The organism is Pedobacter nototheniae (assembly GCF_032678625.1).
In the GTDB taxonomy this organism is placed as follows: Bacteria; Bacteroidota; Bacteroidia; order Sphingobacteriales; family Sphingobacteriaceae; genus Pedobacter; species Pedobacter nototheniae_A.
The window spans coordinates 62,008-85,685 of the sequence record NZ_JAVTSO010000001.1 but is presented as its reverse complement, the minus strand read 5'-3'; the positions used below and the strand labels follow the sequence as shown (position 1 = coordinate 85,685).

Below are 23,678 nucleotides of genomic sequence, written 5' to 3'. Positions count from 1 at the left end.
TATGACTTGGCGTATTTATTTTCCTCTTGAAAGCCCTACATTTGAGGAAATAATACTTATGAAAACTCTAATCCTCGCCTCATTTATTTTCTTGTTTGGCTTCACTATAAAAGCGCAAACCACAAACAAAATAGAAAACGATATACTTTTTGGCAAAGGATGTTATTATATAGAAAGTCTCCCTGAAAAGAATAATTATGCTGGTGTTTTATTTCTGATACCAGGTTTCCTCGAAAGCCCGGTTGCAGTAATGGCCCAATCTACCATTGTTCAAACGGCAAATAAAAATAATATTGCAGTTGTTATGGTTAACCTAACCTTAAATAACGAAGATTTTCCAATTGATAAAAAATGCATTAATCTTTTAAATAAAATGATTGGCGATTTTTATCAGAAAAGAAAAATCCAGGAGACTACAGATTTATACATTGGTGGTTTTTCTATTGGAGGTACGGCTGCGTTGAGGTTTTATACGAACAAAAATAAAGAGATAAAAATTAATAAGGTTTTTGCAATTGATCCCCCATTGGATATGGTAAGGCTTAGGAAGTCGTTGTTAAAAGGACGTGAAAGCAGTTTTGTGTCAAAAATTGATGTGCTAAATACATCAAATAAGCCTCAGCAGGAGAGTTTAGTAGAATTGTCTGTTTACAATCCCGATTTTACGGATGTGAAAGCCCTGCCATCTTACAGTTCAACACCACTTCGCATTTATTGTGAACCAGATATTTTGTGGTGGATGGAAAACAGAAACATGGATTTATCGGATATGAATGTAACAGATTGTGCCGGATACATCAATAAACTGCGACAGAACGCCAGCGATAATAAAGTTGAACTGATTTTAACTAAGGATAGAGGTATAAGGAACAATACGCAAAAACATCCCCATTCATGGAGTATAGCAGAAGCTGCAGATCTTATTAAATGGCTGCTCGAAAAATAAGTTTACATTTGAAAAAATAAAATGATGAAAAAGTTAATATTTGCTCTGTTTATTGGTGTACTTGCACTTTCTGCGAACGCCCAAACAGCACCTAAAAAATCAGCTTCGGTAAAAGTGATTACCAAGCAAGTGGTAGATGTTGCCTGTGGGGAATGTCAGTTTAAAATGAAAGGCAAAGATTGTGAGTTAGCTGTTCGTATTGATGGCAAGCCATACTTTGTTGATGGAAAGAACATTGATGATTTTGGCGATGCCCATGGCGAACATGGTTTTTGTAATGCGGTAAGCAAAGCAGAAGTAACCGGCGAAATTGTAAATAATCGTTTTAAGGCAAAAGAAATCAAATTGTTGCCAGAAAAGAATTAGAAAAATCGGGCTACGAAAACCTTTTATCGAGACGTCATTGCGAGAAAGACTTTGTTTAAAGCATATTCAAAGATTTCACCGAAATGACGCTTTGTTGGTTAATGATTCCGAGTCATGCGGTCATTAAACGAAGTAAACTATTGCTCTGTCTTTTTGAGCGAAATGCAATGAAGTCGAGAAATCTTTCAAGCGGCTTTCGTTTAGTTCATATTCAAAGATTTCTCCACTACGGTCGAAATGACGATTTGTTGTTTAATGCTCCCGAGTCTTGTGGTCATTAAACGAAGTAAACTATTGCTCCGTCCTTTCGAGCGAAATGCAATGAAGTCGAGAAATCTTTTAAGCGGCTTTCATTTAGTTCATATTCAAAGATTTCTCCGCTGCGGTCGAAATGACGCTTTGTTGGTTAATGCTCCTGAGTCTTGTGGACATTAAACGAAGTAAACTGTTACTCCGTCTTTTCGGGCGAAATGCAATGATGTCGAGAAATCTTTTAAGCGGCTTTCGTTTAATTCATATTCAAAGATTTCTCCGCTGCGCTCGAAATGACGATTTGTTGTTTAATGCAATCGCGTTATTCAAATTCTTTTTCTAAACCCTGCCTTAAATCGAACAGTAACCATTGCTTATTTTTAACATCGGTTTGTTTGTTTTTTAGCAGCTGAATAAAATCTTTAACCCCAATTTCTTCGTTTCCATTACCGTGAATTAATACAATGCTCCCGGCATTTGCTTGTTGCCCTTTGGCCAACCAGGCATCGCTTCCTATTGGAATAAGCCCATAATTTTCTATTTTTTCGACAATGCTTTTATCGGAAACCAGCCCGGGGAAACGAAAAAATACAGAGGGTGTTAAACCGTTTTTTAACATGAGCTTTTCATTATCTAAAACCTCAACATCCAAATTTGTTCCAGGCGCTAAAAGAAAGTTTTCGGCAAGTGGCAAGCGATTTACCTCATGGTTGTAAGAATGATTTACCCAGGTAATATTTAATTCCTTTCTATCTGCAAAACCCTTTAGCCAGTTTAAATCGTCCAGATGCTTTAACATCCATTTGCCCGAAACCGAAATGGCCAGCGGAGCAGGTTGTTCTATCTTTCTAAACTCATCAAAAACCGTTTGAAAAATTACTCTGTCCAGCACCTTGTGCGAAGGACAAAGGTCGATGGTTAAGGTAATGCCTTTTTCGTTCGGTATAGAATGATCTATTCCAGCATTTTGAAGTTGAACCTCCTTTTGGGCTGCAGCTTCCATTGCTTTAACGTAAGCCGTGTTTTTAAAAATGGCAAGCACATTTGAATATTGTAAACTACTTGTAGAATATTGATTGGCTAAATCAACCTTTGTATAAAAAGTTTGAGGATTTACCAGCAATAAATATTTCTGGTTATTGTTTACAAAGCTGCGTAATGCAATCAGCTTTTCATTGTTTTTAACAGCCAAAGCATAATTTAATTTGTATCGCTTTATCGCATCAAAATTTTGCGCGAATAGTAAATTGTTAAATTTACAAAGCATTAAAATGAGCAGAAACGCGGCTTTAGATAAATTCATTTTCCTTATTTAAAATCTTTCTAATTTAGATCAAATCTGTTATCTTTACCTGTATCCCATGAATAAAGAAAAAGTCAAATTATGGTTTAAGCGGGTAGGGCTTATCGGCTTTCTATTCTTCCTGATTAAAGGGCTAATTTGGTTGGTTGTATTTTATTTTATTGGTAAAAACGTTACTTAAAAGTAAACAGCATATTTGCCAGAAAATTCCACACAAATACAATTACTATCGCAAAAAACTTAGCTACATAAAAATTGGTGCCATTTTTCCGCTGGTGAAAAAGGTAAATAATAAAAGTATTTAAACCCAAGCCAATTAAACTGACCACCAAAAACTTGCTAAATTCAGTTCCCCAATGGGTATTGGTACTTTCGAATGTCCAAACACGGTTAATTAAATAATTATTGGTAACGGCAAGTGTAAATCCAATTGCATTTGCAATGTATTTATTTATTTTAAGTTGCTCTTTACAAAGCCAGGTGGCACCAAAATCAATCGCCATGCCAAGTAAACCTGTTAATCCAAACTTTATGATGCGGAAAAATAAGTTCATGTTTAATGTATTTTTACCAAATAATATTTAATCAGCGTTTCAGCACGTGTTTTAGGGTTTACAAAATTACCCTTTAATTTGGTTACATGATAATATTCAAAATCTTTTAAAATTTCGACCTGATATTTGTTTTTGAGATTGCTCATTTCCGTTTCAGGGAGGTAAATAACGAAGTCTTTTTTATCTCCTGACTTATCCAAATCCTCGTAATTCCAGAAATATTGAGGCTCTCCGTGTGCATAAAAATCAAAAGAATAAGAATCGCTATTGAGCAAAACAGCAGGTTTACTGTTGGGGTAGTTTTGGTTTAACCATTTTCCGGCCTGCATGCCCGATTCATATTTCATAATAGAAGGGTAGAAAAATACAGAAATAAAGAGCATTAAACCAACAGACAGGAAGGTGTTTCGGGCAATTATAGCACTGGCCGCATTCCCTTTGAAGAGTAAAAATGCAATTCCGAAAATTAAAACAACTATAACAATAGCGATATATTTATAGTCGACACCATAATAAATAGCTAAGGCCGAAAGTAGAATTACCACTAAAATGTAAATGGAATTTTGGACAATAGAAAAAACTTTTAAACCTCTTTCGCCGAGTTTTTTCAGGTATAAAGCAGTGATGATAGCAAACTGCGGAAATATGATTAATATGTAATGTGGTAACTGGAATTTCGATAAAGAAAAAATTAAGAAAGTAACCGCAGCGCTTGCCCAGATAATAATGGTTTCGGCAGGTAAGGTAATCCTGTTTTTCTTTTTTAAAAGATTAATTACAGCAGCATAAAATAATACCGACCAGGGTAAAAAAGCCCATAAAGTAGTGTGCAGAAAGAAAGAAATGTCTCCATGCCCTTTTATTGGTCCATTATTAAAAAAGCGGCCAAACTGGCTATCCCAAAAGAAAAATTTTAAGCCCGATACATTTGTTTTCCCAAATACCAACAGTTCGGGATGTAGATCGAACTGCGTATATAAAGTATACAGTTCAGGAATAATGAAGATGAAAATCAGGAGAACAGCAATCCACCATTTTAACTTTAATAATTGTTTGAGCTGGCCGGTAAAAGCCCAGTAAATAATAAAACCAGCAAATACAGGAATTAGAACAAATATTCCCTTGATCATAATGGCACACGCAGCTGCAAGCGAACCCGCAACAATATGCCAGAAAGAAAAATAATGAGCTTTATAATAGTGATAAATGGAGGCAAGTGTAAAAGTAGTAATGTAAACTTCCGCGCGCACATCGAAAGTAGAAACCAGAATATGCAATGCGGTTAGAAAAACCAGGGCACTGATTAAGCCAATTTGTTCATCATACAAATCTTTAGCCAGTTTATACAAATACCAGGCACCAAGCAGGCCAAATAAAAAAGAAGGAAGTTTATATGCAAATCCAGTAATGCCAAACAGTTTAAAGGATAGGGCGGCGAGCCAAAAAGTTAAATGCGGCTTGTCAAGCCAATCCAGCCCTCTGAAATAAAGATTTGACCAGTCGTTTCTTAAAACCATGTTTTTGGCAATAGCAGCATAGAGTGCCGAATCGTTCTCCAATACATTGCCAAAAAGTGCCACTGCACTTACAATTACAATAAGTGTAATTAGTAGTTTATATAGTTTATTCTCTGTTATATTCATTTGAAATAACAAATATGGGAATAAAAATGTCAAAATTCCTGAAGCCGTTAGATTAAGAAAGCTAAAGCCCTATCTTTGCAGCATGACAAAGCTTTCCGTTAATATCAATAAAATTGCAACACTGCGCAACAGTCGCGGAGGTAATAATCCTGATTTAGTAAAAGTTGCACTTGATTGTGAGCGTTTTGGTGCACAAGGCATCACGGTGCATCCACGACCTGATGAGCGCCATATTCGCTACCAGGATGTATACAACCTGAAAGCTGTTATTGCTACAGAATTTAATATTGAAGGCAATTGTAAGGAAGATAAGTTTGTTGATTTAGTTCTCGCGAATAAACCTGCCCAGGTTACTTTGGTGCCTGATGCCGAAGGACAGATTACTTCAAACCACGGCTGGGATACCATAAAACACAAAGACTATTTAAAAGAAATGGTTGCTGTTTTTCAAAAGGAAGGTATAAGGGTTTCTATTTTTGTAGATCCCGTTGTAGAAATGGTAGAAGGTGCTGCCGAAACTGGAACAGACCGGATTGAATTATATACCGAAGCTTATGCACATAACTACTATGCAGATCGCGAAAAAGCAATTGTTTCTTACGTTGCGGCCGCGCATAAGGCAAATGCTTTAGGTTTAGGCATAAATGCCGGGCATGACCTGGATTTGCATAACCTGCACTATTTCGCTCAAAGTATTCCTGGTTTGCTGGAGGTTTCGATTGGACACGCTTTAATTAGCGATGCACTTTACTTAGGTCTGGAAACAACTGTTCAAAAATATCTGCAACAATTGGTTTAAGCAACCGAATTTAAGTAGTGTGTTTTGTAATTGTCAGATTATACTTGTTAAAAAGTTAAAATTTTTGACAAGCTACCGTTGACGTTCTTTTTTCTGTCATTCTGAACGCATTGAAGGATTTTTAAATAATGAAAATAGAACTTCGGTTAAATTAGATACTTCTTTTCGCTCAGGATGATGCCCATAATTATCAAATAAAAAATAGCATGTTAAAAGGAATTCTCCTTGTTTTTTTTGGTGCCTGTAGTTTTGGTATCTTATCTACTTTTGTCAAACTCGCTTACCATGATGGTTACACATTAGGTGATGTAACCGGCGCCCAGGCTTTTTTTGGAGCTGTAATTTTATGGGTACTTTTCTTTTTTCAAACCAAAACACCAGCCTTTAAGGCAAAACAAATTGTAATAAAAACCCCCTGGTGGAAAATGATGCTTGCCGGATGTTGTACAGGCCTGGTAAGTATTTTTTATTATCAATGCGTAAAACTGGTGCCAAATTCTGTTGCCATTATTTTATTAATGCAATTTATATGGATGAGCATTTTAATGGAGCTTGTTATTTTTAAGAAAAAGCCAACAAGCCAGCAGTTTGTGGCCATTTTATTGGTGCTTAGTGGTACGGTTTTAGCAAGTGGAATGATCGAAACAAAATTAGAAAGCCTGAATTTTATTGGCATAGGCTTTGGTTTGCTTGCGGCACTTTGTTATGCGGGCTTTTTAATGTTGAGTGGTAGAATAGGTACTGAATATCCGGTGTTAAAGAAAAGTGCACTAATGATTACCGGTGCCTGCATTTTAATATTTATCATTTTCCCACCTGTATTTTTATTTAATGGCGCCCTGGACGGGAGTTTACTAAAATGGGGATTAATTATAGCGGTTTTTGGTACCGTTATACCCCCGTTATTTTATGCAGAAGGTGTGCCAAGAGTAGGTACTGCATTGAGCTCAATTTTAAGTGCAGCCGAGTTGCCAGTTGCGATTATAATGGCTGGACTGGTGCTGCAGGAACAAGTTTCGTTTTTGCGCTGGGTAGGCGTGGCGGTAATTTTATCTGCAATGATTATACCTAATTTGAAATATTTAAAGAAAGGATAATCCATTAGCCGTGGTTGCGAAACCAATTTTATTAAGACGTTTTAAGCAATAATTATTTAAACCTTAAGAATAAATTGCTAACGAGCTTTAACCTTCTGATCTCCGGCTTCCGGTTTTTCGGAAAAAATTAAATATCTTTAATCAGTATAAAAAATAACTATGAAAAAACTTACCATTTATATTTTATCTCTTGTTCTGATTGGCTTTTCAGCTTGTAAAAACAAAACCACCATTAATCAAAATGAAGCCGGAGAAGTAATTACTGATTATTTAAAAGCTAATCCTGAATACAAGACCACCAGATTTAAATTTGGCGAAATGAAGTTTAGCGGCACAAACGATATGTTTGAGTTAGGGAAATATAAAACGTTAGCCAGTAAGGGGTTGGTTAATTTAAGCTTAAAAGAAGCTAAGAAAAAATTCCTGTCAAAAGACAGTAGCTATGTTTATCAAATTACACTAACTGATAAAGCAAGTCCTTTAGTTTTAAAGCAGGATGGAGATAAAGCAACGGTAAAGGTTATAGAGTACCTTTTATCCAGTGAGAAACCTGTAGATTTTGAACAAGTAAATTCAAGCACTGCAAAAGTAACTGTATCACTAAAAATGATGACAACTGACTTTGAACCATTCGATAAAGAAGCAAATAAGAATAGCAACTTCATTACCAAAACCTACAAGCTTAAGTTAAGTAAGGACGAAGGGTGGAAGGTTCAAAAGTAAAATTAAAGGGACTTAAAAAAAGTCTGACAACGATTTGCAGGATACAAGGCTAACCTTCTTATTTAAAAAGAGGTCTTAAATTTATGTAAAACGATGTTGGTACTAAATCCTACTGAAAATATAGATTTTACCGACTATTCATACCATCAAAATATGACGTTTTAGCTCGTGTTTCATGCTTAAAAATAGGTGCTATTTACCTATCTTTGCACGAAATTTATTATTCATACCGCATGAGCTTAAATATCCATTACAAGGAAGATTTTCAAAACCGTCATATCGCGCCGAATGAGGCCGATACTGCCGAAATGTTGCAAACTGTTGGCGTAAATTCTATCGATGAGCTAATAGAACAAACTGTTCCGCAAAAAATCAGGTTAAAACAAGCTTTAAATTTGCCTGCAGCGAAATCAGAAGTTGAATATCTGAGTACTTTAAAGCAAACTTCATTGTTAAATAAAGTTTTTAAAAGCTTTATTGGCCAGGGTTATTATGATACCATTACACCAGGCGTAATTCTTCGTAATGTATTCGAAAATCCAGGATGGTACACACAATATACGCCTTATCAGGCAGAAATTGCACAAGGCCGTTTGCAGGCTTTGTTAAATTTCCAAACCATGGTTATCGATTTAACCGGAATGGAAATTGCAAATGCATCTTTATTGGATGAAGGTACTGCAGCAGCAGAAGCCATGTTTATGCAATACAGCACACGTAAAAACCAGGCAGCTAAAAGATTCTTTGTATCTGAATTGGTTTTTGCACAAACAATAGATATTTTAAAAACACGTGCCAATCCTTACGGCATTGAATTAGTAATTGGCGATCATAAAACTTTTCAGCCTGCTGAAGATTTCTTTGGTGCAATTATTCAATATCCTGCCGGTAATGGTGAAGTTTTCGATTATAAAGACTTCGCGTCGGCATTGCACAACCAAAATATAAAATTAACCGTTGCTGCTGATATTTTAAGTTTAACCTTATTAACGCCTCCAGGCGAATGGGGAGCTGATATTGTTGTGGGTACTACACAGCGCTTAGGTATACCAATGGGTTTTGGTGGTCCGCATGCCGCATTTTTTGCAACTAAAGATGAGTATAAACGCTCAATTCCAGGTCGTATTATCGGCGTAACCATTGATAGTCATGGAGATTATGCTTTGCGTATGGCTTTACAAACTCGTGAGCAACACATTCGTAGAGATAAAGCAACTTCAAATATTTGTACTGCACAGGCTTTATTGGCAATTATGGCTGGTTTTTATGCCGCTTACCATGGGCCAAAAGGCTTAAAAGCAATTGCAGAGCGTACACATGGTTTAGCTGTTAGTCTTGCCGCTACATTAAAAAACTTAGGTTTCGAACAACTAAACTCGGCATACTTTGATACCGTTCGTTTTGATTTGGGCGAATTAAAAGGTGGTATTCATGCTGCATGTCTGGATAATGAAATCAATTTAAATTATGCTGGTAATGCTGTAACGATCTCTTTTGATGAAACCAGTACTTTCGAAGATGTGCAGCTTCTCGCTAAAATATTTGCTAAAGTTAAAGCGATAGCAGCAGATCAGGTTGAAGTAACTGAGCAGGTAGAAACGGTAATTCCTTCGGCTTTGCAACGTACTTCTGCTTATTTGACACACCCGGTTTTCAACTCACACCATTCAGAGCATGAAATGTTGCGTTACATCAAATCATTAGAGGCAAAAGATTTATCGCTTTGTCATTCGATGATTGCTTTGGGAAGTTGTACCATGAAATTAAACGCAACTGCAGAAATGATTCCGGTTACCTGGTCTCACTTCGGTCGCGTTCATCCATTCGCACCAGCCGATCAGGTTTTAGGCTATTATTCAGTTTTTAATGAGCTGGATAAATGGTTAAGCGAAATTACAGGCTTTGCTGCAATGAGTTTACAGCCCAATGCAGGCGCACAAGGTGAGTATGCTGGTTTAATGGTTATCCGTGCTTATCACCATGATCGTGGTGATTTTCATCGTAATGTTGCTTTAATCCCAGCTTCTGCCCATGGTACAAACCCGGCTTCGGCAGCAATGGCCGATATGAAAATTGTAGTGGTTAAATCTTTAGAAAACGGTAACATCGATGTTGAAGATTTAAAAGCTAAAGCTGAATTACATGCAGCCAATTTATCGTGTTTAATGGTTACTTATCCATCTACTCACGGCGTATTTGAAGAAAGTATTGTAGAGATTTGTGAAACCATACATGCAAATGGTGGGCAGGTTTATATGGATGGTGCAAACATGAATGCACAGGTTGGACTAACAAGTCCGGCTAATATTGGTGCCGATGTTTGTCACTTAAACTTACATAAAACCTTCTGTATCCCTCATGGTGGTGGCGGTCCTGGTATGGGCCCAATTGGTGTAGCTAAGCATTTGGTTCCTTATCTTCCTGGCCATGCGGTAGTAGATATCGATAAAGGAAAATCAATTTCTGCCGTTTCATCGGCACCTTGGGGTTCTGCTTCTATCTTAATTATCTCTCATGCGTATATTGCCATGATGGGTAGCGAAGGTTTAACCAATGCAACCAAATATGCCATTTTGAATGCGAATTACATGAAAGCGCGTTTAGAGCAACATTATCCTGTACTTTATTCAGGTGCTCAGGGCCGTTGTGCACACGAGATGATTTTAGATTGCCGTTCTTTCAAAGCGTTCGGAATTGAAGTGACCGATATTGCAAAACGTTTAATGGATTATGGTTTCCATGCGCCAACCGTATCGTTCCCTGTTGCAGGTACTTTAATGGTTGAACCTACTGAATCTGAACCTAAACATGAGTTAGATCGTTTTTGCGATGCTTTAATTTCAATCAAGAAAGAAATTACTGAAGTAGAAAACGGTACATTGGATAAAACGGATAATCCGTTAAAAAATGCACCTCATACAGTGGCGGTAATTACAGCAAACGAATGGGATCATGCTTACAGCCGTCAAACGGCAGCTTTCCCGCTTCCATATGTGTTAGAACGCAAGTTCTGGCCATCGGTAGGTCGTGTTAATGATAGCCATGGCGACCGTTCATTAATTTGCGCGTGCCCGCCGGTTGAAAGTTATTTAGAGGAAATAGTGCCTTAAAACACTGTCATTCCATAGCTATAGCATCTGCAAGTTTTATGAATTCATTTCATGAAACTTGCAGTTTTTTTTTTGAACCGTATTCCAATTTCACTTTACCGGCTATTCGTTTTAAACGCTATTATTTTTGATAACGCAAGGACTTTGCTTTCCGTTGCTTAGGGTATTGTTAACTCTTCAAAAAGAATTCGTTCGTTTTTTTATCATATTTAAGCGTATACTTTTTGCCGGCTTCTGTATGAAATTTCTGTTGTACCTTACCATTATAAGTATAGGTTATTTTGTTAAGCACAACATTATGGCTTTGCGAAATCCATTCTATTTCTAATTCAACTTCGCCGGCATTTACCGTAAAGCCACTCAGCTGACCCAAAGCGGTTCTTTTATACTCATTATCTAAGCTTTGACTTAAAACCTTATGCACGTAAACACCTTGTCGACGTTCACTTCCTAAAAAGGCGATAAAAGCTTTTGTGGGATTGTTTTTTAAATAATCGTTTAGTTTTTTCCCGATGAAAAAACCATATGCAATTGGAACGCATGCAACAATAACGATAAGTGTAATGATTAAAGAAAGAGGCATATATTTAAAATTTATTGGTTACTGAAATGTGGTTCTTAGTTCAAAACCCACCAACTTGCCATATTGATCAAGGGAAGTAGTTAAGTTTTCATAATCATCAGAACTTAGTGCGATTGTACTGTCATCGGTTTTGGTAAAAATGAATTCAAATTCATCACGCTTTTGAACATATTTATAGCTTTGAATATCGGTTAGCATTAAGGTTTTTACAGATGATCCTCTATGGATAACCATTCCGTCACTGTAAAAAGAGATTTTACTTTTTAAAGTTTTTATCCTGTCATAGCCATACCACAAACATAATGCAGCTATAAACAATACAAATATTTTAAATCCAGTTCCCATTTCCGTCCATACCGAAACACTGTAGGCAATGGCTATAAGGGCTACCGCAAAGGCAATAATGCAATGAATGATTATTAAGGACTTTCTGCTCTTAATTTCGAATAATAGTTCTCCCATTTATCTTAGATTTTAGTTTACAATAGGTAAAATTAATCCGGTTAGCGATTAAATATTAGTTCAGATATAATTAAAAAAATAAAGAATAATTAGTAAATGATGCACTAATATATAAAATGACCTTTTAAAAAGAAGAATCTATATTGATGAAATTTTAAAAGAATGCTCCTTTTTATCTGTTGTTTTTCAGATTTTTACCACGTGGAAATGACTAATTATTTTGATTGTTTTAAAGCTTTTTCGCCCATCTCATCCGCAATTTTTTCTAAAGTTTCATCCTCGTTTAAATTAATATTTGATGGCTGTATAACCCCAGTTGGCTTAACCTTTCCTTGTTTTTGTTGTACTACATGCCACGCTTCATGAGGTAAATGATTTTCCTGTTGGATATTAGATTCCTGATTAAAAACTTCAGTATGCAGCTGATCCGGTTTACCAGCATTGTAATGGACTTTAACATCGTCTATACACCTACCCGAAAGGTCTTCAAGGCCTTTTTTAAGGTTTTCCGGAAGATCCGTATCATTTAGTTTGTTCTGAGTTTTCATGTTTAAATTTCTATGGAAATAGATTCTACAACAATTGCTAAGACTGTTTTTTCTAAATGCCTAACCGTTAAATAATTTATTCCGTTTAATTTCTTTTCCTTTTCTAATCTGGATGGCATGGTAAAAACTGGGGATATCATGCTTCCATTCAGGCAAAATTAAAATAATCAGTATTACATCCAGGTGTGATATCAGGCCTACAATAAGTGTTAAATAAAAAGTAAAACCAGCTTGATTAAAACCAATGAGGTTTGTGAAGGCTATAATTAGCGTAATGCCCCATATTTTTGAGATAATGGCATGGGTGCAGGTTTCTTTCTTAAACTTAATGAGGCTTATTACATAACAAAGCGCTTCCATTATCAGGATAATCCAGATGCCTGTTAAGTTGTCTCTAAGAATATCAGCCCTTAAAATCCATGTCGCAATGGCAATAGATAACCAGAAAACCAGGTCGGTTTGGCTGTCTAATCTTCGAAGTTTCTCTGTAGATATGTTTTGTTTGCGGGCAATAATTCCATCAAAAATATCTGTAAATAACCCAATGTACATGAGCACAACAATTAAAGTTTTAGAACTTTCGCCCATAAAATAGGCAGCGGCAACAATAACAGGAGCACTTAAAAATCTGGATAAGATTAAAATTTGAGGTAAATTCATGGTTAGCGTTAAATGATAACACAATATTAACGATAATTTTTGTTGTAACTAATCTGCTGTGTAACGATTTAAGGTAGTTTTTATCCCTGTGAACTATATTAATCTATAAACAGATTAAACCTTCTGCTTAATTTTTATTCTATCCACTTAATTAAAATAATTCTAATTATTTTTAAAATCTTAACATAGGTCAATAACAAGAGATAGACCATTTACATACCTTTACAAAAAATTAAAAAACCAGAAAATGAAATTAAAAATCAGCTCAATCTTTTTATTAGTGGCAGTAGTCGCATTGTCAGCTTTTAAAAACCCTACAAAACCAGTTACTTATACTGTTGATGCAGCAAAATCGACCATTACATGGGTTGGTAAAAAAGTAACAGGTTCTCACAACGGAACAATCACTTTAAAATCAGGATCGTTAAACGTTGATGGTAAAAATGTAACTGGTGGAACTTTCACCATTGATATGAACTCAATAAAAGATGCTGATGGAAGTGAAAAATTAGAAGGTCACTTAAAAGCTGACGATTTCTTTGGCGTTGCTAAATTTCCAACCTCAACTTTCGTCATTACTAAAGTTGCTGGTTCTGGTGCTAACGTAACTGTTTCAGGTAACTTAACCATTAAAGGCATTACTAAACCATTAAGTTTTCCTGCAACTGTAGCGGTAAATGCTGATGGTACTGTATCTGCTTTGGCGGGTAAAATTTTAGTTGACAGAACTAAATATGACATCAGATACGGTTCGAAATCTTTCTTTGATAGCATTGGCGACAAAGCAATTGATGATAACTTCGAAATCGCAGTGAAATTAGTAGCGAAAAAATAATTATTTCCTTATTGGAGAATTAAAGGCTTACTCATTGAGTAAGCCTTTTTTGTTTTTTATGCTTTTTGATTTAGCCTTTGAGGTTAATGATGTGGTTAAACAGCGCGCGAGGCCAAACCATTGTTTTACAAATATTTTATCTGATTTTAAATCCACCCTCAATTTCATCTACAAAGCCTGTTGCAGCACTTTTGCCGTGATAAAATAAACACTCCCAATTTTCTTCAGCGGCTCTTTTACCAAAATCTTTGCGTAATTCCATTGCTTTACGCCCGTCAAAATCATATTTAGCAATAAAGTTTTTAACCAGCTCCTCAGGTTCGGGTAAAACATCACCACCGAAAAATATTTTTTGATTACCTTCTGTTAACAAGAAAACCTGATGGTTTGGCGTATGTGCGCCTGTAAATTCATAACTAATCAATTCATTTAATTTTCCATTACCCTCTACAAATTCAATCTGAGCATTACGTTGTACAAAATCAAATATCTCGGTACGGTAAGAAGAAGACTTTGTACTGAAAGCCGTTTCCCATTCGCCCCGATTGATTACATATTCAGCGTCAGGAAAACTCAATTCTACTTTATTTCCCTGGTTGTGCACCATTCCGCCTGAGTGGTCAAAATGTAAATGCGACATCAATACTTTGGTTACATCAGTAGGATCGAAACCTGCATTTCGAATGTTTTTATGTAAAATTAATTCTCCCTGTTCGTCGCTGAAACCCAGTCCGGTGTCAAATAAAACAAGGTCATCTTTCAATTCCACTAAAAACGGCTGAACGTTAATAAATAAAGATGCGGGCCGCTCTTTAAAACTGTGTATGGCAGGATCAAACGGAACAAATTTCTTGCTGGCATCAACAGAGTAAGTTCCTTCAAATAAGGTGTAAACTTGCAAAATATCTAAATTTATTTTTTCAATGCAAAGTTAACAATCTATTTGCAGTATCGTTTTGGTAAAAGCCTGGTTACTTCCTTTAATTGTAAAAAATCATTCCTAAATTGAGGCAAATTTGTTCCATGAAGAAAGCACTGCCAATTTTTATATTCCTTTTAACCGTGGCTACAGCCTTATCGGCACAGCAAAAACCAAATGTAATTATTGTACTGGCTGATGATATGGGTTACAGTGATATATCCTGTTATGGAAACCCCTTGATAAAAACACCTTTTTTGGATGGCATGGCCAGTAAAGGGATTAAAGCTACAAATTTTGTAACCACTTCGCCAACCTGTACACCCTCAAGAGCATCGTTGTTAACTGGACGATATTGCAGTAGGATGGATTTGCCCTGGCCAATTGGTCCTGGCGATAAACGAGGAATACCAGAAGATGAGATAACCATAGCACAAATGCTTAAAACATCTGGTTATAACACAGCTTTGGTAGGGAAGTGGCATTTGGGCGATTATGGCGTTTCACTACCAAATAAAAAGGGTTTTGATGAGTTTTATGGAATGCTGTACAGCCACGATTACCGGGCACCTTACGTAAAAACAGATACAACCATTAAGATATTCAGAAACACCAAGCCTGAGATTTACAAACCACAGGATAGTACTTTAACCGGCTTGTATACCAAAGAATCTATTGATTTTATAAAAAGAAGTGCCAAAAGCAAAAAACCATTCTTTTTGTACTTAGCTCAGAATATGCCTCATTTACCTGTTGCTTTTGCCGCTCAAAAGAGCAGAAAAAATCAATCAGCCGGAGGAGAATTGGGCGATGTGATCGAAGATATGGATACAGGCTTAGCACAAATTTGGAAACAAGTTGTGGCTTCGGGGCAGGCAGATAATACCATTTTCATTTTTACCAGTGATAATGGACCCTGGATTAATGCCCCTGCAAGAATGTACGAAGATGGATTCACTAAATTTTATCATGTAGGTTCTGCCGGTATTTTTAGAGGGTCGAAAGCCATTTCTTACGAGGGTGGCCACCGCGTTCCTTTTATTGTATATTGGAAAGGGCACACCTTAACAGACGGACAGCTTACAAAGCCGTTTTCTAATCTTGATGTTTTTCCAACGCTTGCTGAGTGGACGAAAACTAAACTTCCGGAGAAAATTTATGATGGTGAATCTGTTTCAGGTTTGCTAACGAATAAAAATGATCAAAAAATACACCGTCCAATTTATTACCACAATTACGTTTTGGAAGGCGTGAAAGATGGCGATTGGAAATTAAGAATTACTAAAAAAGATAATCAGGAGTTGGTTGAGTTATTCAATCTTTCCTGGGACCCATCTGAAAGGGTAAACTTAATTGATGACCCTAAATTTGTGCAGCAGAAAGTGCATCTTTTAAAACTTTTTAAAGAATATCCGGGCAATTCTAAATAAGTAAATACCAATATTTTTCGTATAATGCTTTTAAATGAAATGTTTTATGGCCTTAAAAGGACTGGTAAGATTTTCAATTAAAATGTATATTTACTGTTCGGAAACAATAATAGATGGAAAAAAGATGGGTGCTGGCATCAAAATGCAATGATGATACCGTAACAAAAATAGCTGAACAACTTAATATAGACCGAAAGCTTGCGGAAATTTTAGTCAATAGGAATATTTGCGATTTCGACCAGGCAAAAGATTTTTTCAGGCCGCAAATAGAACACCTTCACGATCCTTTTTTAATGAAGGATATGGATGTAGCCATTAACCGCATTGAAAAAGCAATGGCCGATGGAGAAAAAATCCTGATTTATGGAGATTATGATGTAGATGGAACCACTTCTGTTGCACTGGCTTATAGTTTTTTTCTGCAACTCACTAAGAAAATTGAATATTACATTCCTGATCGTTATTCGGAAGGTTATGGCATTTCTACAGCCGGAATTGATTATGCACATGCCAATGGATTTACATTAATAATTGCTTTAGACTGCGGAATTAAATCCATCGATAAAATTGAGTATGCCAATACTTTGAATATTGATTTCATCATTTGCGATCACCATTTACCCGGTGATGAACTGCCCAAGGCCATTGCCGTTTTAGATCCAAAAAGAAGCGATTGCGAATATCCTTTTAAAGAATTGGCCGGGTGTGGAATCGGCTTCAAATTGGCCCAGGCTTATGCTCAAAAGCATAATTTACCTCAAAATACTTATCTGCAATACCTGGATCTGGTAATGGTTAGTATAGCTGCAGATATTGTTCCTGTAGTTGGCGAAAACCGAATTTTAGCTTTTTATGGATTAAGAAAACTCAATACCAATCCTTGCCAGGGATTAAAATCTTTAATGGAAATTTCTGGTAAAACCGAAAATTATAGCATTATGGATGTGGTATTTACTTTAGGCCCAAGAATTAATGCCGCAGGGCGTATCGATCATGCAAAACATGCAGTCGCAATGCTGCTTTGCGATGAGGAAGTAAATGCTGCAGAACAAAGTGAACTGATTAACCTGAAAAATACAGAGCGGAAAACGTTTGACCAGGACATTACCCGTGAAGCGCTGGCCTTAATTGATGAGAGTGAAATTTTGATTAACCGCAAAACTACTGTTGTTTTTAATGAAAACTGGCATAAAGGCGTAATCGGAATTGTAGCTTCGAGGTTAACAGAAAAATATTATCGGCCAACAATTGTACTCACAAAATCTAACGGATTGGTAGCAGGTTCCTGTCGTTCGGTTGCCGGTTTTGATTTGTATGAAGCGCTGAGTGGTTGTGCCGACTTACTGGACCAGTATGGTGGGCATAAATTTGCCGCAGGTTTAACCATGCAGCAAGACAATGTAAACGCCCTATCAGAAAAATTTGAAGAAATTGTTGCTGCGAGTATTACAGATGAACTATTAACCCCGATGATTAAAATTGATGCCGAGATTGAACTGGCTCAGATTGACGGTAAGTTTTTTAGAGTTTTAGCCCAAATGGGTCCTTTTGGTCCCGAGAATATGTCGCCGGTTTTTGTAACACACAATGTCTACCTTGCCCAGCATGCAATGATTGTTGGAGCAAATCATCTAAAAATTAATATAAAACAACAAAATTCCAGTATTTTTGAAGGCATCGCTTTTGGATTGGCAGAATTTGAAAATCTTTTGCAACCAAAAGTTCCTTTTTCCGTTTGTTATACAATTGAAGAAAATGTATGGCGTGAAAAAAGACGTTTGCAATTAAACATTAAAGGAATAAAAGTTAACAATTAAAACCAATCGTCTTGCTCAACTTGTTTCAGCAACTTGTTAAATAGATTCTGAAACAAATTCAGATTGACGAAATATCAATATATATGATCTTAAAAGCCGAAAACCTGGTTAAAAAATATAAACAACGAACCGTTGTAAATGATGTTTCTTTTAACGTAAGCCAGGGAGAAATTGTTGGACTTTTGGGGCCAAATGGTGCGGGAAAAACCACCTCATTTTATATGATTGTTGGGCTGATTAAGCCAAATCAAGGTCGTATTTATTTAGAGGACGAAGACATCACAGAGGATGCCATGTACCGGAGAGCACAAAAAGGCATTGGTTATTTAGCCCAGGAAGCCTCTGTTTTTAGGAAATTAACGGTTGAAGACAATATCCTTGCCATTTTGGAAATGAGTAAAATGAGTAAAGAAGAACAGCGTGATAAATTAGAAGAACTCATTAATGAATTTAGTTTACATAAAGTTCGTAAAAACCGGGGCGATTTACTTTCAGGAGGCGAGCGGCGTAGAACAGAAATCGCTCGGGCTTTAGCGGCAAATCCTAATTTTATTCTTTTGGATGAACCATTTGCCGGAGTAGATCCAATTGCGGTAGAAGAAATTCAATCCATTGTTGCAAAGCTGAAACATAAAAATATTGGCATCCTGATTACCGACCACAATGTACAGGAAACACTTTCCATTACTGATAGAGCATATTTGCTTTTTGAAGGTAAAATTTTAGAGCAAGGTGTGCCCGAGGTACTTGCCGAAAATGAAATGGTTAGGAAAGTATACCTGGGTTCTAACTTCGTTCTAAAACGAAAGAATTTTTAATTTTCTGGTAAGCACATGGCATTTGTAAATTCGATTTTTACCTGGTTAATGAAAAAGCGGATCCACCAGATCGAGCTTTTTATGAAATACCCCCACGATGTTCAGGAAGAGTGGTTTCATACACTTATAGATAGTGCAGAAAATACGGAATGGGGCAAATTATACGATTACAAATCTATTTTAACCCCTCAGCAATATCAGGAACGTGTTCCGATTCAAAATTATGATACTTTAAAACCTTACATAGAAAGGATGCTGGCCGGAGAACAAAATATCCTTTGGCCGTCTGATATTAAATGGTTTGCCAAATCATCCGGTACCACCAGCGATAGAAGCAAATTTATTCCCGTTTCGGAGGAAAGTTTAGAAGAATGCCACTTTAAAGGAGGTAAAGATATGCTTTCTATTTACTGCAATAACCGTCCGGATAATCAGATGTTTACTGGTAAAGGTTTGGTGTTGGGCGGCAGCCACCAGGTAAATCAGTTAAATGAAGATTGTTTTTACGGCGATTTATCTGCTGTGCTGATTAAAAACCTGCCAATTTGGGCCGAATATTACCGTACGCCGGACATGTCAATTGCCTTGATGGGCAATTACGAAATAAAAATGGATCGGATGGCTGAGGCAACTATCCAGGAAAATGTAACCAGCATTTCTGGAGTGCCTACATGGACGATTGTTTTGGCTAAGAAAGTGCTCGAACTTACCGGAAAGAGTAACTTATTAGAAGTATGGCCAAATTTAGAACTTTACGTACATGGTGCCGTAAATTTTGCACCTTATCGCGAACAGTTTAAGCAACTCATTCCATCAGATGAGATGTATTACCTGGAAACTTATAATGCCTCCGAAGGTTTTTTTGGCATTCAGGACCAGGATAATTCTGAAGAAATGTTGCTGATGCTTGATTATGGTATTTTTTATGAATTTATTCCAATGGAAAATATTCATGATGAAAACCCGATGGCCTTACTTTTAGGAGAGGTAGAGCTTTATAAAAATTATGCGATCGTAATTTCTACCAATGGAGGTTTGTGGCGCTACATGATTGGCGATACCATCCAGTTTACTTCATTATCACCTTACAGAATAAAAATTACGGGCAGAACCAAACATTTTATCAATGCATTTGGTGAAGAAGTAATTATAGACAATGCCGAACAAGCCCTAACAAAAGCATGTTTGGAAACGGGTGCCGAAATTAAAGACTACACAGCCGGACCCATATATTTTAAAGGAGAGCATGCAGGTGGACATGAATGGATTATTGAATTTGATAAGCAACCTCATGACTTTGAAAAATTTGTGGATATAATGGACCAAACCTTGAGAGACGTAAATTCTGATTACGATGCCAAGCGTTTTAAAGATATGGCACTCCGCCGTCCACAAGTACATAATGCTCCTCCAAATACATTTTACAACTGGTTAAAGGCAAAAGATAAATTGGGTGGACAGCATAAAGTGCCACGTTTAGCCAACGAACGCAAGTATGTAGACGATATTTTAGACATGATTAAATCCAACCACTAAAATTTGACCTGATGAAGAAAAGTGCATTTGTTTTTTTTATAATTGGTTTCCTATCTGCAAGTGTTTTTGCACAAGAAAAGGAAAGTTACAAAGCCAGTATAACCTATAAGATTGTACAAAGTTCGGCTAAATACAAACAATACACCAAGGGACTTTACGAAAGAGTGGTTAAAAACGGCGGGCAATCATTTGGATTAATGTTAGAAAGCAGTCCTAACCCTAAAGCTGATTTGGCTCAGAGCTATTCTAAGACTTATGATTTTAACCTTCACGAGAGTTATGAAGACAGAATGCCTGTAATTGCAAGGTTTGTTTTTGATCCGGTTAAAAAACAGCTTTACGAAGATGATGTGGCTAACACAACCCTTGTGCCTATAACGTTTGACCGGAAGTTGCTTGTTCTTTTTAATAAAAAGCCTTAAAATTCCGATGAAGAAGTATTTTAATTATACACAACTCATTTGGGTATTGTTTTTTGCATATTTCTTTATTTTAATGCTTCAAATTACCTTGCGCTACATTCCTGCAAGTAATGGAATTGCTTTTCTTCAAATAAAACAAACAGAGGTAAGCAGTATAAAATCTTATCTGCCTTTATTTTACCTCCATGTTTACAGTGCCATTTTTGTATTGGTTGCAGGCTTTACACAATTCAATACTAAAATTCAATCCAGTTACAAAAAGGTTCATCGGGTTTTAGGCTATTTCTATGCTGGTGTAGTGTTGTTGTTTGCCGCACCATCGGGTATATTTATTGGTTGTTTCGCCAATGGTGGGATCATTTCAAAAGTTTCATTTGTTTTATTAGGTATTTTATGGTTTTACTTTACTTTAAAAGCTATAATTTTTATACTGAAACGTGATGTGGTTAACCATAAAAAGTACATGTGGCGCAGCTTTGCTTTAGCGTGCTCGGCCATTACTTTGCGGCTTTGGAAAGTAATTTTAGTATATTTATTTCATCCTGCGCCAATGGATGTTTATCAAATTATAGCCTGGTTGGGCTGGATACCTAATTTATTGATCGCCGAATGGTTTATTAAAAGAAAAATAGTATAATGAAAAAGCTCTTATTCCTCGCATTGGTTTCTCTTTTTATATTTTCGTGTAAAGAGAAGAAAAAAACAGGTCAAAAAACTGAAACAGCTGTTGCGCAAACAGAAATTCATAAAGAATTATATGGTTTTTGGGTAGGCGATTTTTTAGTTGATACTGAAGATGAATACGAAGGCGACATGTCTGACGCTACGCCTAAACTAAACATCGTAATTAAAAGAATAACTAAAGATACCGTAATTGCTCAAAGTGTTGTATCGGGAAACAGCCGTCCTTTGTTGGGTAAGCTTTCTGATGACGGTGGTAAAATAAGTTTTATTTTAGACGAACCCGGTTCTGATAAATATGATGGTCGTTTTGAAATTAAATTAGACGGTGATACTTTAAAAGGAGTTTGGGCCGCTTATAAAACAGATTTAAAATGGCCCAAAAAGAAGTATAAATTGGTGAGAAAACAGTTTGTTTATAATGCTAACCTGATGCTTCCAAACGAAATTGATTATATAGACTGGACGGATCATAAAGTGATGAGTAAAATGGATACGTTAGACGATGGTAAAGTAGATACAATGACTAATGCTTTTTACAGAAGTGCTTCAAAAGAAATTTTTAAATTAAATGCATCAACTACAGCATTAACAGAAAGTGACTTAAAAAACCTTCGGAAACTGGATTTACAGATTATTAAAAATACAGTTTTTGCGCGGCATGGTTATGCTTTTAAAAAAGCAACTTATAGGAATTTTTTCGATCCTGTAGAATGGTATGTGCCCATTTCTAATAACGTAGACAATGATCTTACCGCAATAGAAAACAAAAATATAAAGCTAATTGATCGTTTTGTAAAATATGCTGAAGACAATTACGATGCTTTTGGTCGTTAATTTGTAATACATTTTATTATGAAATTGAACAGGCAAAAAATATTAGATTTTTTTAAAAAATCGAAAGATAAGGCAACGGTTGTACTAAGTGATCCGAAAAAGGCTTCGGCAACTATCCAGGATGCGCTGGGTAAAGCCGTAACGAATAAGGGCGATTTAGAAGGTGTTTGGACTAAACTCTTATTGCTGTTTGCCGTTTCTAAAGATTATGTAAATGGTAATTATACCGAAATACCTAAAGGCTCTATTGTAGCAATTTTAGGAGGTTTAATTTATTTTCTCTCTCCCATTGATGTCGTGCCAGATTTTATTCCGGTATTGGGTTTAATTGATGACGTATTTGTTTTAAATTTGGTTTATAAACAAGTGGTAAAGGATTTAGAGAAATATAAAATCTGGAAAGACCAGCAGAATAATATAATAAGTATAGATGGCGCATCAACATAGTGGTTTTTTAGATTGGTTAAGCCATCACCTTTTAACCTGTCCGTTGAAATCCCATTTGGGTGTAGATTGCCCCGGTTGCGGCTTGCAGCGATCGGTTATCAGTTTGTTTAGAGGCAATATTATTGAATCATTTAAACTATATCCGGCAACAGTACCTTTAATATTTATCGTTATTTTTACGCTGCTGCATCTTAAATTTGATTTTAAATTTGGAGCACAGTTGATAAAAATTGTGTTTGCAGGTATTGCAGTAATTATCATAATCAATTACATTTACAAAATATACAACCACCAATTACTAAATTAGCTATGTCTGAAGAACAAGAAAATCAACCATTCGAACCAATTAGGAACGAGTCAAATGCTGTAGAACCAATAGGTAATGGACCGGGTCAACCGCCACCATTTCAACAACCGCCGCCATTTGGCCAGTTTGGAGGAGGAATGGGGCAACCAAATTTGCCTAATGCTACCATCGCATTAGTTTTAGGTATTTTGTCTATTCCTGGCTGCTGCTGTTATGGTATAGGCTTGGTATTTGGAATTATTGCCTGGGTTTTATCAAATGGTGATATTAAAAAATACAACCTAAATCCTAACGGATATTCATTATCCTCTTATAAAAACACTAAAGCAGGTAAAATTTGCGCCATCATCGGCGTTGTTTTAAGTGCATTATATATCATCGCTTTAATTGCATCTATCGCAATTTTTGGATGGGCTGCACTTAGAGATCCACAGATGATGAAAGAGTTATTGCAACAAAAAGGTCTTCAGTAAGAGACGAATAACTTTTAATTTTACCTTAAAAATATAAATCGAACAGTTTCTACTGTTCGATTTTCTTATTTTTGTACGTTGATATCAGTAAATAAAAAAAAGGAAGATAA

At 36.2% G+C, this 23,678-nt stretch carries 25 protein-coding genes; 17 read left to right on the top strand and 8 right to left on the bottom strand.

Annotated features, from left to right (window positions below; all coding sequences use genetic code 11):
• The first annotated feature begins 58 nt into the window (after positions 1-58).
• Together R2Q77_RS00450 and R2Q77_RS00445 are read left to right on the top strand one after the other, a co-directional pair.
• Positions 59-946 (top strand): hypothetical protein, encoded by an 888-nt coding sequence (locus tag R2Q77_RS00450; RefSeq protein WP_316801738.1) that lies wholly within the window; start codon positions 59-61, stop codon positions 944-946.
• Between the two features lie 21 nt (positions 947-967).
• On the top strand, positions 968-1,312 hold the full coding sequence (locus R2Q77_RS00445) for a DUF6370 family protein (RefSeq protein WP_316801737.1): 345 nt from the start codon (positions 968-970) through the stop codon (positions 1,310-1,312).
• 574 nt (positions 1,313-1,886) lie between these two features.
• Here R2Q77_RS00445 and R2Q77_RS00440 read toward each other — a convergent pair.
• From R2Q77_RS00440 to R2Q77_RS00430, 3 genes are all read right to left on the bottom strand, one after another.
• The gene (locus R2Q77_RS00440) at positions 1,887-2,867 is read right to left on the bottom strand and encodes a polysaccharide deacetylase (protein ID WP_316801736.1); all 981 of its coding nucleotides are present in this window, start codon (positions 2,865-2,867) and stop codon (positions 1,887-1,889) included.
• Positions 2,868-3,040: 173 nt separating this feature from the next.
• Complete coding sequence (locus R2Q77_RS00435; RefSeq protein WP_316801735.1) at positions 3,041-3,421, bottom strand: GtrA family protein; 381 nt, start codon at positions 3,419-3,421, stop codon at positions 3,041-3,043.
• Between the two features lie 2 nt (positions 3,422-3,423).
• Positions 3,424-5,064, bottom strand: a complete 1,641-nt coding sequence (locus tag R2Q77_RS00430) for an ArnT family glycosyltransferase (protein ID WP_316801734.1) — start codon at positions 5,062-5,064, stop codon at positions 3,424-3,426.
• Between the two features lie 82 nt (positions 5,065-5,146).
• On the opposite strand from R2Q77_RS00430, the gene R2Q77_RS00425 reads away from it, so the two are divergent.
• From R2Q77_RS00425 to gcvP, 4 genes are all read left to right on the top strand, one after another.
• Entirely contained in the window at positions 5,147-5,863 is a 717-nt protein-coding gene (locus R2Q77_RS00425) for a pyridoxine 5'-phosphate synthase (protein WP_316801733.1), read from the top strand.
• Between the two features lie 206 nt (positions 5,864-6,069).
• The gene (locus R2Q77_RS00420) at positions 6,070-6,960 is read left to right on the top strand and encodes a DMT family transporter (protein WP_316801732.1); all 891 of its coding nucleotides are present in this window, start codon (positions 6,070-6,072) and stop codon (positions 6,958-6,960) included.
• Between the two features lie 159 nt (positions 6,961-7,119).
• A complete protein-coding gene (locus tag R2Q77_RS00415; protein ID WP_316801731.1) occupies positions 7,120-7,683 on the top strand; it encodes a hypothetical protein in 564 nt (187 codons plus the stop codon).
• Between the two features lie 233 nt (positions 7,684-7,916).
• On the top strand, positions 7,917-10,793 hold the full coding sequence (gene gcvP / locus R2Q77_RS00410) for an aminomethyl-transferring glycine dehydrogenase (protein ID WP_316801730.1): 2,877 nt from the start codon (positions 7,917-7,919) through the stop codon (positions 10,791-10,793).
• Between the two features lie 169 nt (positions 10,794-10,962).
• Here the strand turns inward: gcvP and R2Q77_RS00405 are convergent, their stop codons facing one another.
• The 4 genes from R2Q77_RS00405 to R2Q77_RS00390 form a co-directional block, all read right to left on the bottom strand.
• A complete protein-coding gene (locus R2Q77_RS00405) occupies positions 10,963-11,376 on the bottom strand; it encodes a hypothetical protein (protein WP_316801729.1) in 414 nt (137 codons plus the stop codon).
• Between the two features lie 18 nt (positions 11,377-11,394).
• Positions 11,395-11,838, bottom strand: a complete 444-nt coding sequence (locus tag R2Q77_RS00400) for a DUF6585 family protein (RefSeq protein ID WP_316801728.1) — start codon at positions 11,836-11,838, stop codon at positions 11,395-11,397.
• A gap of 215 nt (positions 11,839-12,053) precedes the next feature.
• Positions 12,054-12,386 carry a hypothetical protein gene (locus R2Q77_RS00395; RefSeq protein WP_316801727.1) on the bottom strand — a complete coding sequence of 111 codons (333 nt, stop codon included), beginning with the start codon at positions 12,384-12,386 and terminating at the stop codon, positions 12,054-12,056.
• Positions 12,387-12,446: 60 nt separating this feature from the next.
• Entirely contained in the window at positions 12,447-13,046 is a 600-nt protein-coding gene (locus R2Q77_RS00390) for a CDP-alcohol phosphatidyltransferase family protein (RefSeq protein WP_316801726.1), read from the bottom strand.
• Positions 13,047-13,293: 247 nt separating this feature from the next.
• Between R2Q77_RS00390 and R2Q77_RS00385 the strand changes: the two genes are divergently transcribed.
• Entirely contained in the window at positions 13,294-13,881 is a 588-nt protein-coding gene (locus R2Q77_RS00385; RefSeq protein ID WP_316801725.1) for a YceI family protein, read from the top strand.
• A 136-nt stretch (positions 13,882-14,017) separates the two neighbouring features.
• Here the strand turns inward: R2Q77_RS00385 and R2Q77_RS00380 are convergent, their stop codons facing one another.
• Complete coding sequence (locus R2Q77_RS00380) at positions 14,018-14,782, bottom strand: MBL fold metallo-hydrolase (RefSeq protein WP_316801724.1); 765 nt, start codon at positions 14,780-14,782, stop codon at positions 14,018-14,020.
• 122 nt (positions 14,783-14,904) lie between these two features.
• Here R2Q77_RS00380 and R2Q77_RS00375 point away from each other — a divergent pair, with 122 nt between their 5' ends.
• From R2Q77_RS00375 to R2Q77_RS00330, 10 genes are all read left to right on the top strand, one after another.
• Positions 14,905-16,230 (top strand): sulfatase-like hydrolase/transferase, encoded by a 1,326-nt coding sequence (locus R2Q77_RS00375; protein WP_316801723.1) that lies wholly within the window; start codon positions 14,905-14,907, stop codon positions 16,228-16,230.
• Between the two features lie 113 nt (positions 16,231-16,343).
• Entirely contained in the window at positions 16,344-18,047 is a 1,704-nt protein-coding gene (gene recJ / locus R2Q77_RS00370) for a single-stranded-DNA-specific exonuclease RecJ (RefSeq protein WP_316801722.1), read from the top strand.
• A gap of 83 nt (positions 18,048-18,130) precedes the next feature.
• Entirely contained in the window at positions 18,131-18,865 is a 735-nt protein-coding gene (lptB, locus tag R2Q77_RS00365; protein WP_316801721.1) for an LPS export ABC transporter ATP-binding protein, read from the top strand.
• A 15-nt stretch (positions 18,866-18,880) separates the two neighbouring features.
• Positions 18,881-20,401 carry a GH3 auxin-responsive promoter family protein gene (locus R2Q77_RS00360; RefSeq protein ID WP_316801720.1) on the top strand — a complete coding sequence of 507 codons (1,521 nt, stop codon included), beginning with the start codon at positions 18,881-18,883 and terminating at the stop codon, positions 20,399-20,401.
• Between the two features lie 11 nt (positions 20,402-20,412).
• Positions 20,413-20,823 (top strand): hypothetical protein, encoded by a 411-nt coding sequence (locus tag R2Q77_RS00355; protein ID WP_316801719.1) that lies wholly within the window; start codon positions 20,413-20,415, stop codon positions 20,821-20,823.
• Between the two features lie 7 nt (positions 20,824-20,830).
• Positions 20,831-21,460, top strand: coding sequence for a DUF2306 domain-containing protein (locus tag R2Q77_RS00350; RefSeq protein ID WP_316801718.1), 630 nt, complete (start codon positions 20,831-20,833; stop codon positions 21,458-21,460).
• Positions 21,460-22,341 carry a YARHG domain-containing protein gene (locus R2Q77_RS00345; RefSeq protein WP_316801717.1) on the top strand — a complete coding sequence of 294 codons (882 nt, stop codon included), beginning with the start codon at positions 21,460-21,462 and terminating at the stop codon, positions 22,339-22,341. The genes R2Q77_RS00350 and R2Q77_RS00345 overlap by 1 nt, the downstream gene beginning before the upstream one ends.
• 18 nt (positions 22,342-22,359) lie before the next feature.
• Positions 22,360-22,788: a YkvA family protein gene (locus tag R2Q77_RS00340; protein ID WP_316801716.1), complete on the top strand. Its 429-nt coding sequence runs from the start codon at positions 22,360-22,362 to the stop codon at positions 22,786-22,788.
• Positions 22,772-23,095 carry a DUF2752 domain-containing protein gene (locus R2Q77_RS00335; protein WP_316801715.1) on the top strand — a complete coding sequence of 108 codons (324 nt, stop codon included), beginning with the start codon at positions 22,772-22,774 and terminating at the stop codon, positions 23,093-23,095. Before R2Q77_RS00340 ends, R2Q77_RS00335 begins: the two co-directional genes overlap by 17 nt.
• Positions 23,096-23,097: 2 nt before the next feature.
• Positions 23,098-23,568, top strand: coding sequence for a CCC motif membrane protein (locus R2Q77_RS00330; protein ID WP_316801714.1), 471 nt, complete (start codon positions 23,098-23,100; stop codon positions 23,566-23,568).
• Positions 23,569-23,678: the final 110 nt, after the last annotated feature.

What these genes read in the sequence shown, in the direction of transcription:
- R2Q77_RS00440 (WP_316801736.1), bottom strand. Translation starts at nt 2,867, where the DNA reads ATGAATTTATCTAAAGCCGCGTTTCTGCTCATTTTAATGCTTTGTAAA.
- R2Q77_RS00390 (WP_316801726.1), bottom strand. Translation starts at nt 13,046, where the DNA reads ATGAATTTACCTCAAATTTTAATCTTATCCAGATTTTTAAGTGCTCCT.
- R2Q77_RS00355 (WP_316801719.1), top strand. Translation starts at nt 20,413, where the DNA reads ATGAAGAAAAGTGCATTTGTTTTTTTTATAATTGGTTTCCTATCTGCA.
- R2Q77_RS00400 (WP_316801728.1), bottom strand. Translation starts at nt 11,838, where the DNA reads ATGGGAGAACTATTATTCGAAATTAAGAGCAGAAAGTCCTTAATAATC.
- R2Q77_RS00435 (WP_316801735.1), bottom strand. Translation starts at nt 3,421, where the DNA reads ATGAACTTATTTTTCCGCATCATAAAGTTTGGATTAACAGGTTTACTT.
- R2Q77_RS00415 (WP_316801731.1), top strand. Translation starts at nt 7,120, where the DNA reads ATGAAAAAACTTACCATTTATATTTTATCTCTTGTTCTGATTGGCTTT.
- R2Q77_RS00445 (WP_316801737.1), top strand. Translation starts at nt 968, where the DNA reads ATGATGAAAAAGTTAATATTTGCTCTGTTTATTGGTGTACTTGCACTT.
- R2Q77_RS00450 (WP_316801738.1), top strand. Translation starts at nt 59, where the DNA reads ATGAAAACTCTAATCCTCGCCTCATTTATTTTCTTGTTTGGCTTCACT.
- R2Q77_RS00330 (WP_316801714.1), top strand. Translation starts at nt 23,098, where the DNA reads ATGTCTGAAGAACAAGAAAATCAACCATTCGAACCAATTAGGAACGAG.
- R2Q77_RS00340 (WP_316801716.1), top strand. Translation starts at nt 22,360, where the DNA reads ATGAAATTGAACAGGCAAAAAATATTAGATTTTTTTAAAAAATCGAAA.
- R2Q77_RS00385 (WP_316801725.1), top strand. Translation starts at nt 13,294, where the DNA reads ATGAAATTAAAAATCAGCTCAATCTTTTTATTAGTGGCAGTAGTCGCA.
- R2Q77_RS00395 (WP_316801727.1), bottom strand. Translation starts at nt 12,386, where the DNA reads ATGAAAACTCAGAACAAACTAAATGATACGGATCTTCCGGAAAACCTT.
- R2Q77_RS00425 (WP_316801733.1), top strand. Translation starts at nt 5,147, where the DNA reads ATGACAAAGCTTTCCGTTAATATCAATAAAATTGCAACACTGCGCAAC.
- R2Q77_RS00350 (WP_316801718.1), top strand. Translation starts at nt 20,831, where the DNA reads ATGAAGAAGTATTTTAATTATACACAACTCATTTGGGTATTGTTTTTT.
- R2Q77_RS00430 (WP_316801734.1), bottom strand. Translation starts at nt 5,064, where the DNA reads ATGAATATAACAGAGAATAAACTATATAAACTACTAATTACACTTATT.
- gcvP (WP_316801730.1), top strand. Translation starts at nt 7,917, where the DNA reads ATGAGCTTAAATATCCATTACAAGGAAGATTTTCAAAACCGTCATATC.
- R2Q77_RS00360 (WP_316801720.1), top strand. Translation starts at nt 18,881, where the DNA reads ATGGCATTTGTAAATTCGATTTTTACCTGGTTAATGAAAAAGCGGATC.
- lptB (WP_316801721.1), top strand. Translation starts at nt 18,131, where the DNA reads ATGATCTTAAAAGCCGAAAACCTGGTTAAAAAATATAAACAACGAACC.
- R2Q77_RS00345 (WP_316801717.1), top strand. Translation starts at nt 21,460, where the DNA reads ATGAAAAAGCTCTTATTCCTCGCATTGGTTTCTCTTTTTATATTTTCG.
- R2Q77_RS00420 (WP_316801732.1), top strand. Translation starts at nt 6,070, where the DNA reads ATGTTAAAAGGAATTCTCCTTGTTTTTTTTGGTGCCTGTAGTTTTGGT.
- R2Q77_RS00405 (WP_316801729.1), bottom strand. Translation starts at nt 11,376, where the DNA reads ATGCCTCTTTCTTTAATCATTACACTTATCGTTATTGTTGCATGCGTT.
- R2Q77_RS00375 (WP_316801723.1), top strand. Translation starts at nt 14,905, where the DNA reads ATGAAGAAAGCACTGCCAATTTTTATATTCCTTTTAACCGTGGCTACA.
- R2Q77_RS00335 (WP_316801715.1), top strand. Translation starts at nt 22,772, where the DNA reads ATGGCGCATCAACATAGTGGTTTTTTAGATTGGTTAAGCCATCACCTT.
- recJ (WP_316801722.1), top strand. Translation starts at nt 16,344, where the DNA reads ATGGAAAAAAGATGGGTGCTGGCATCAAAATGCAATGATGATACCGTA.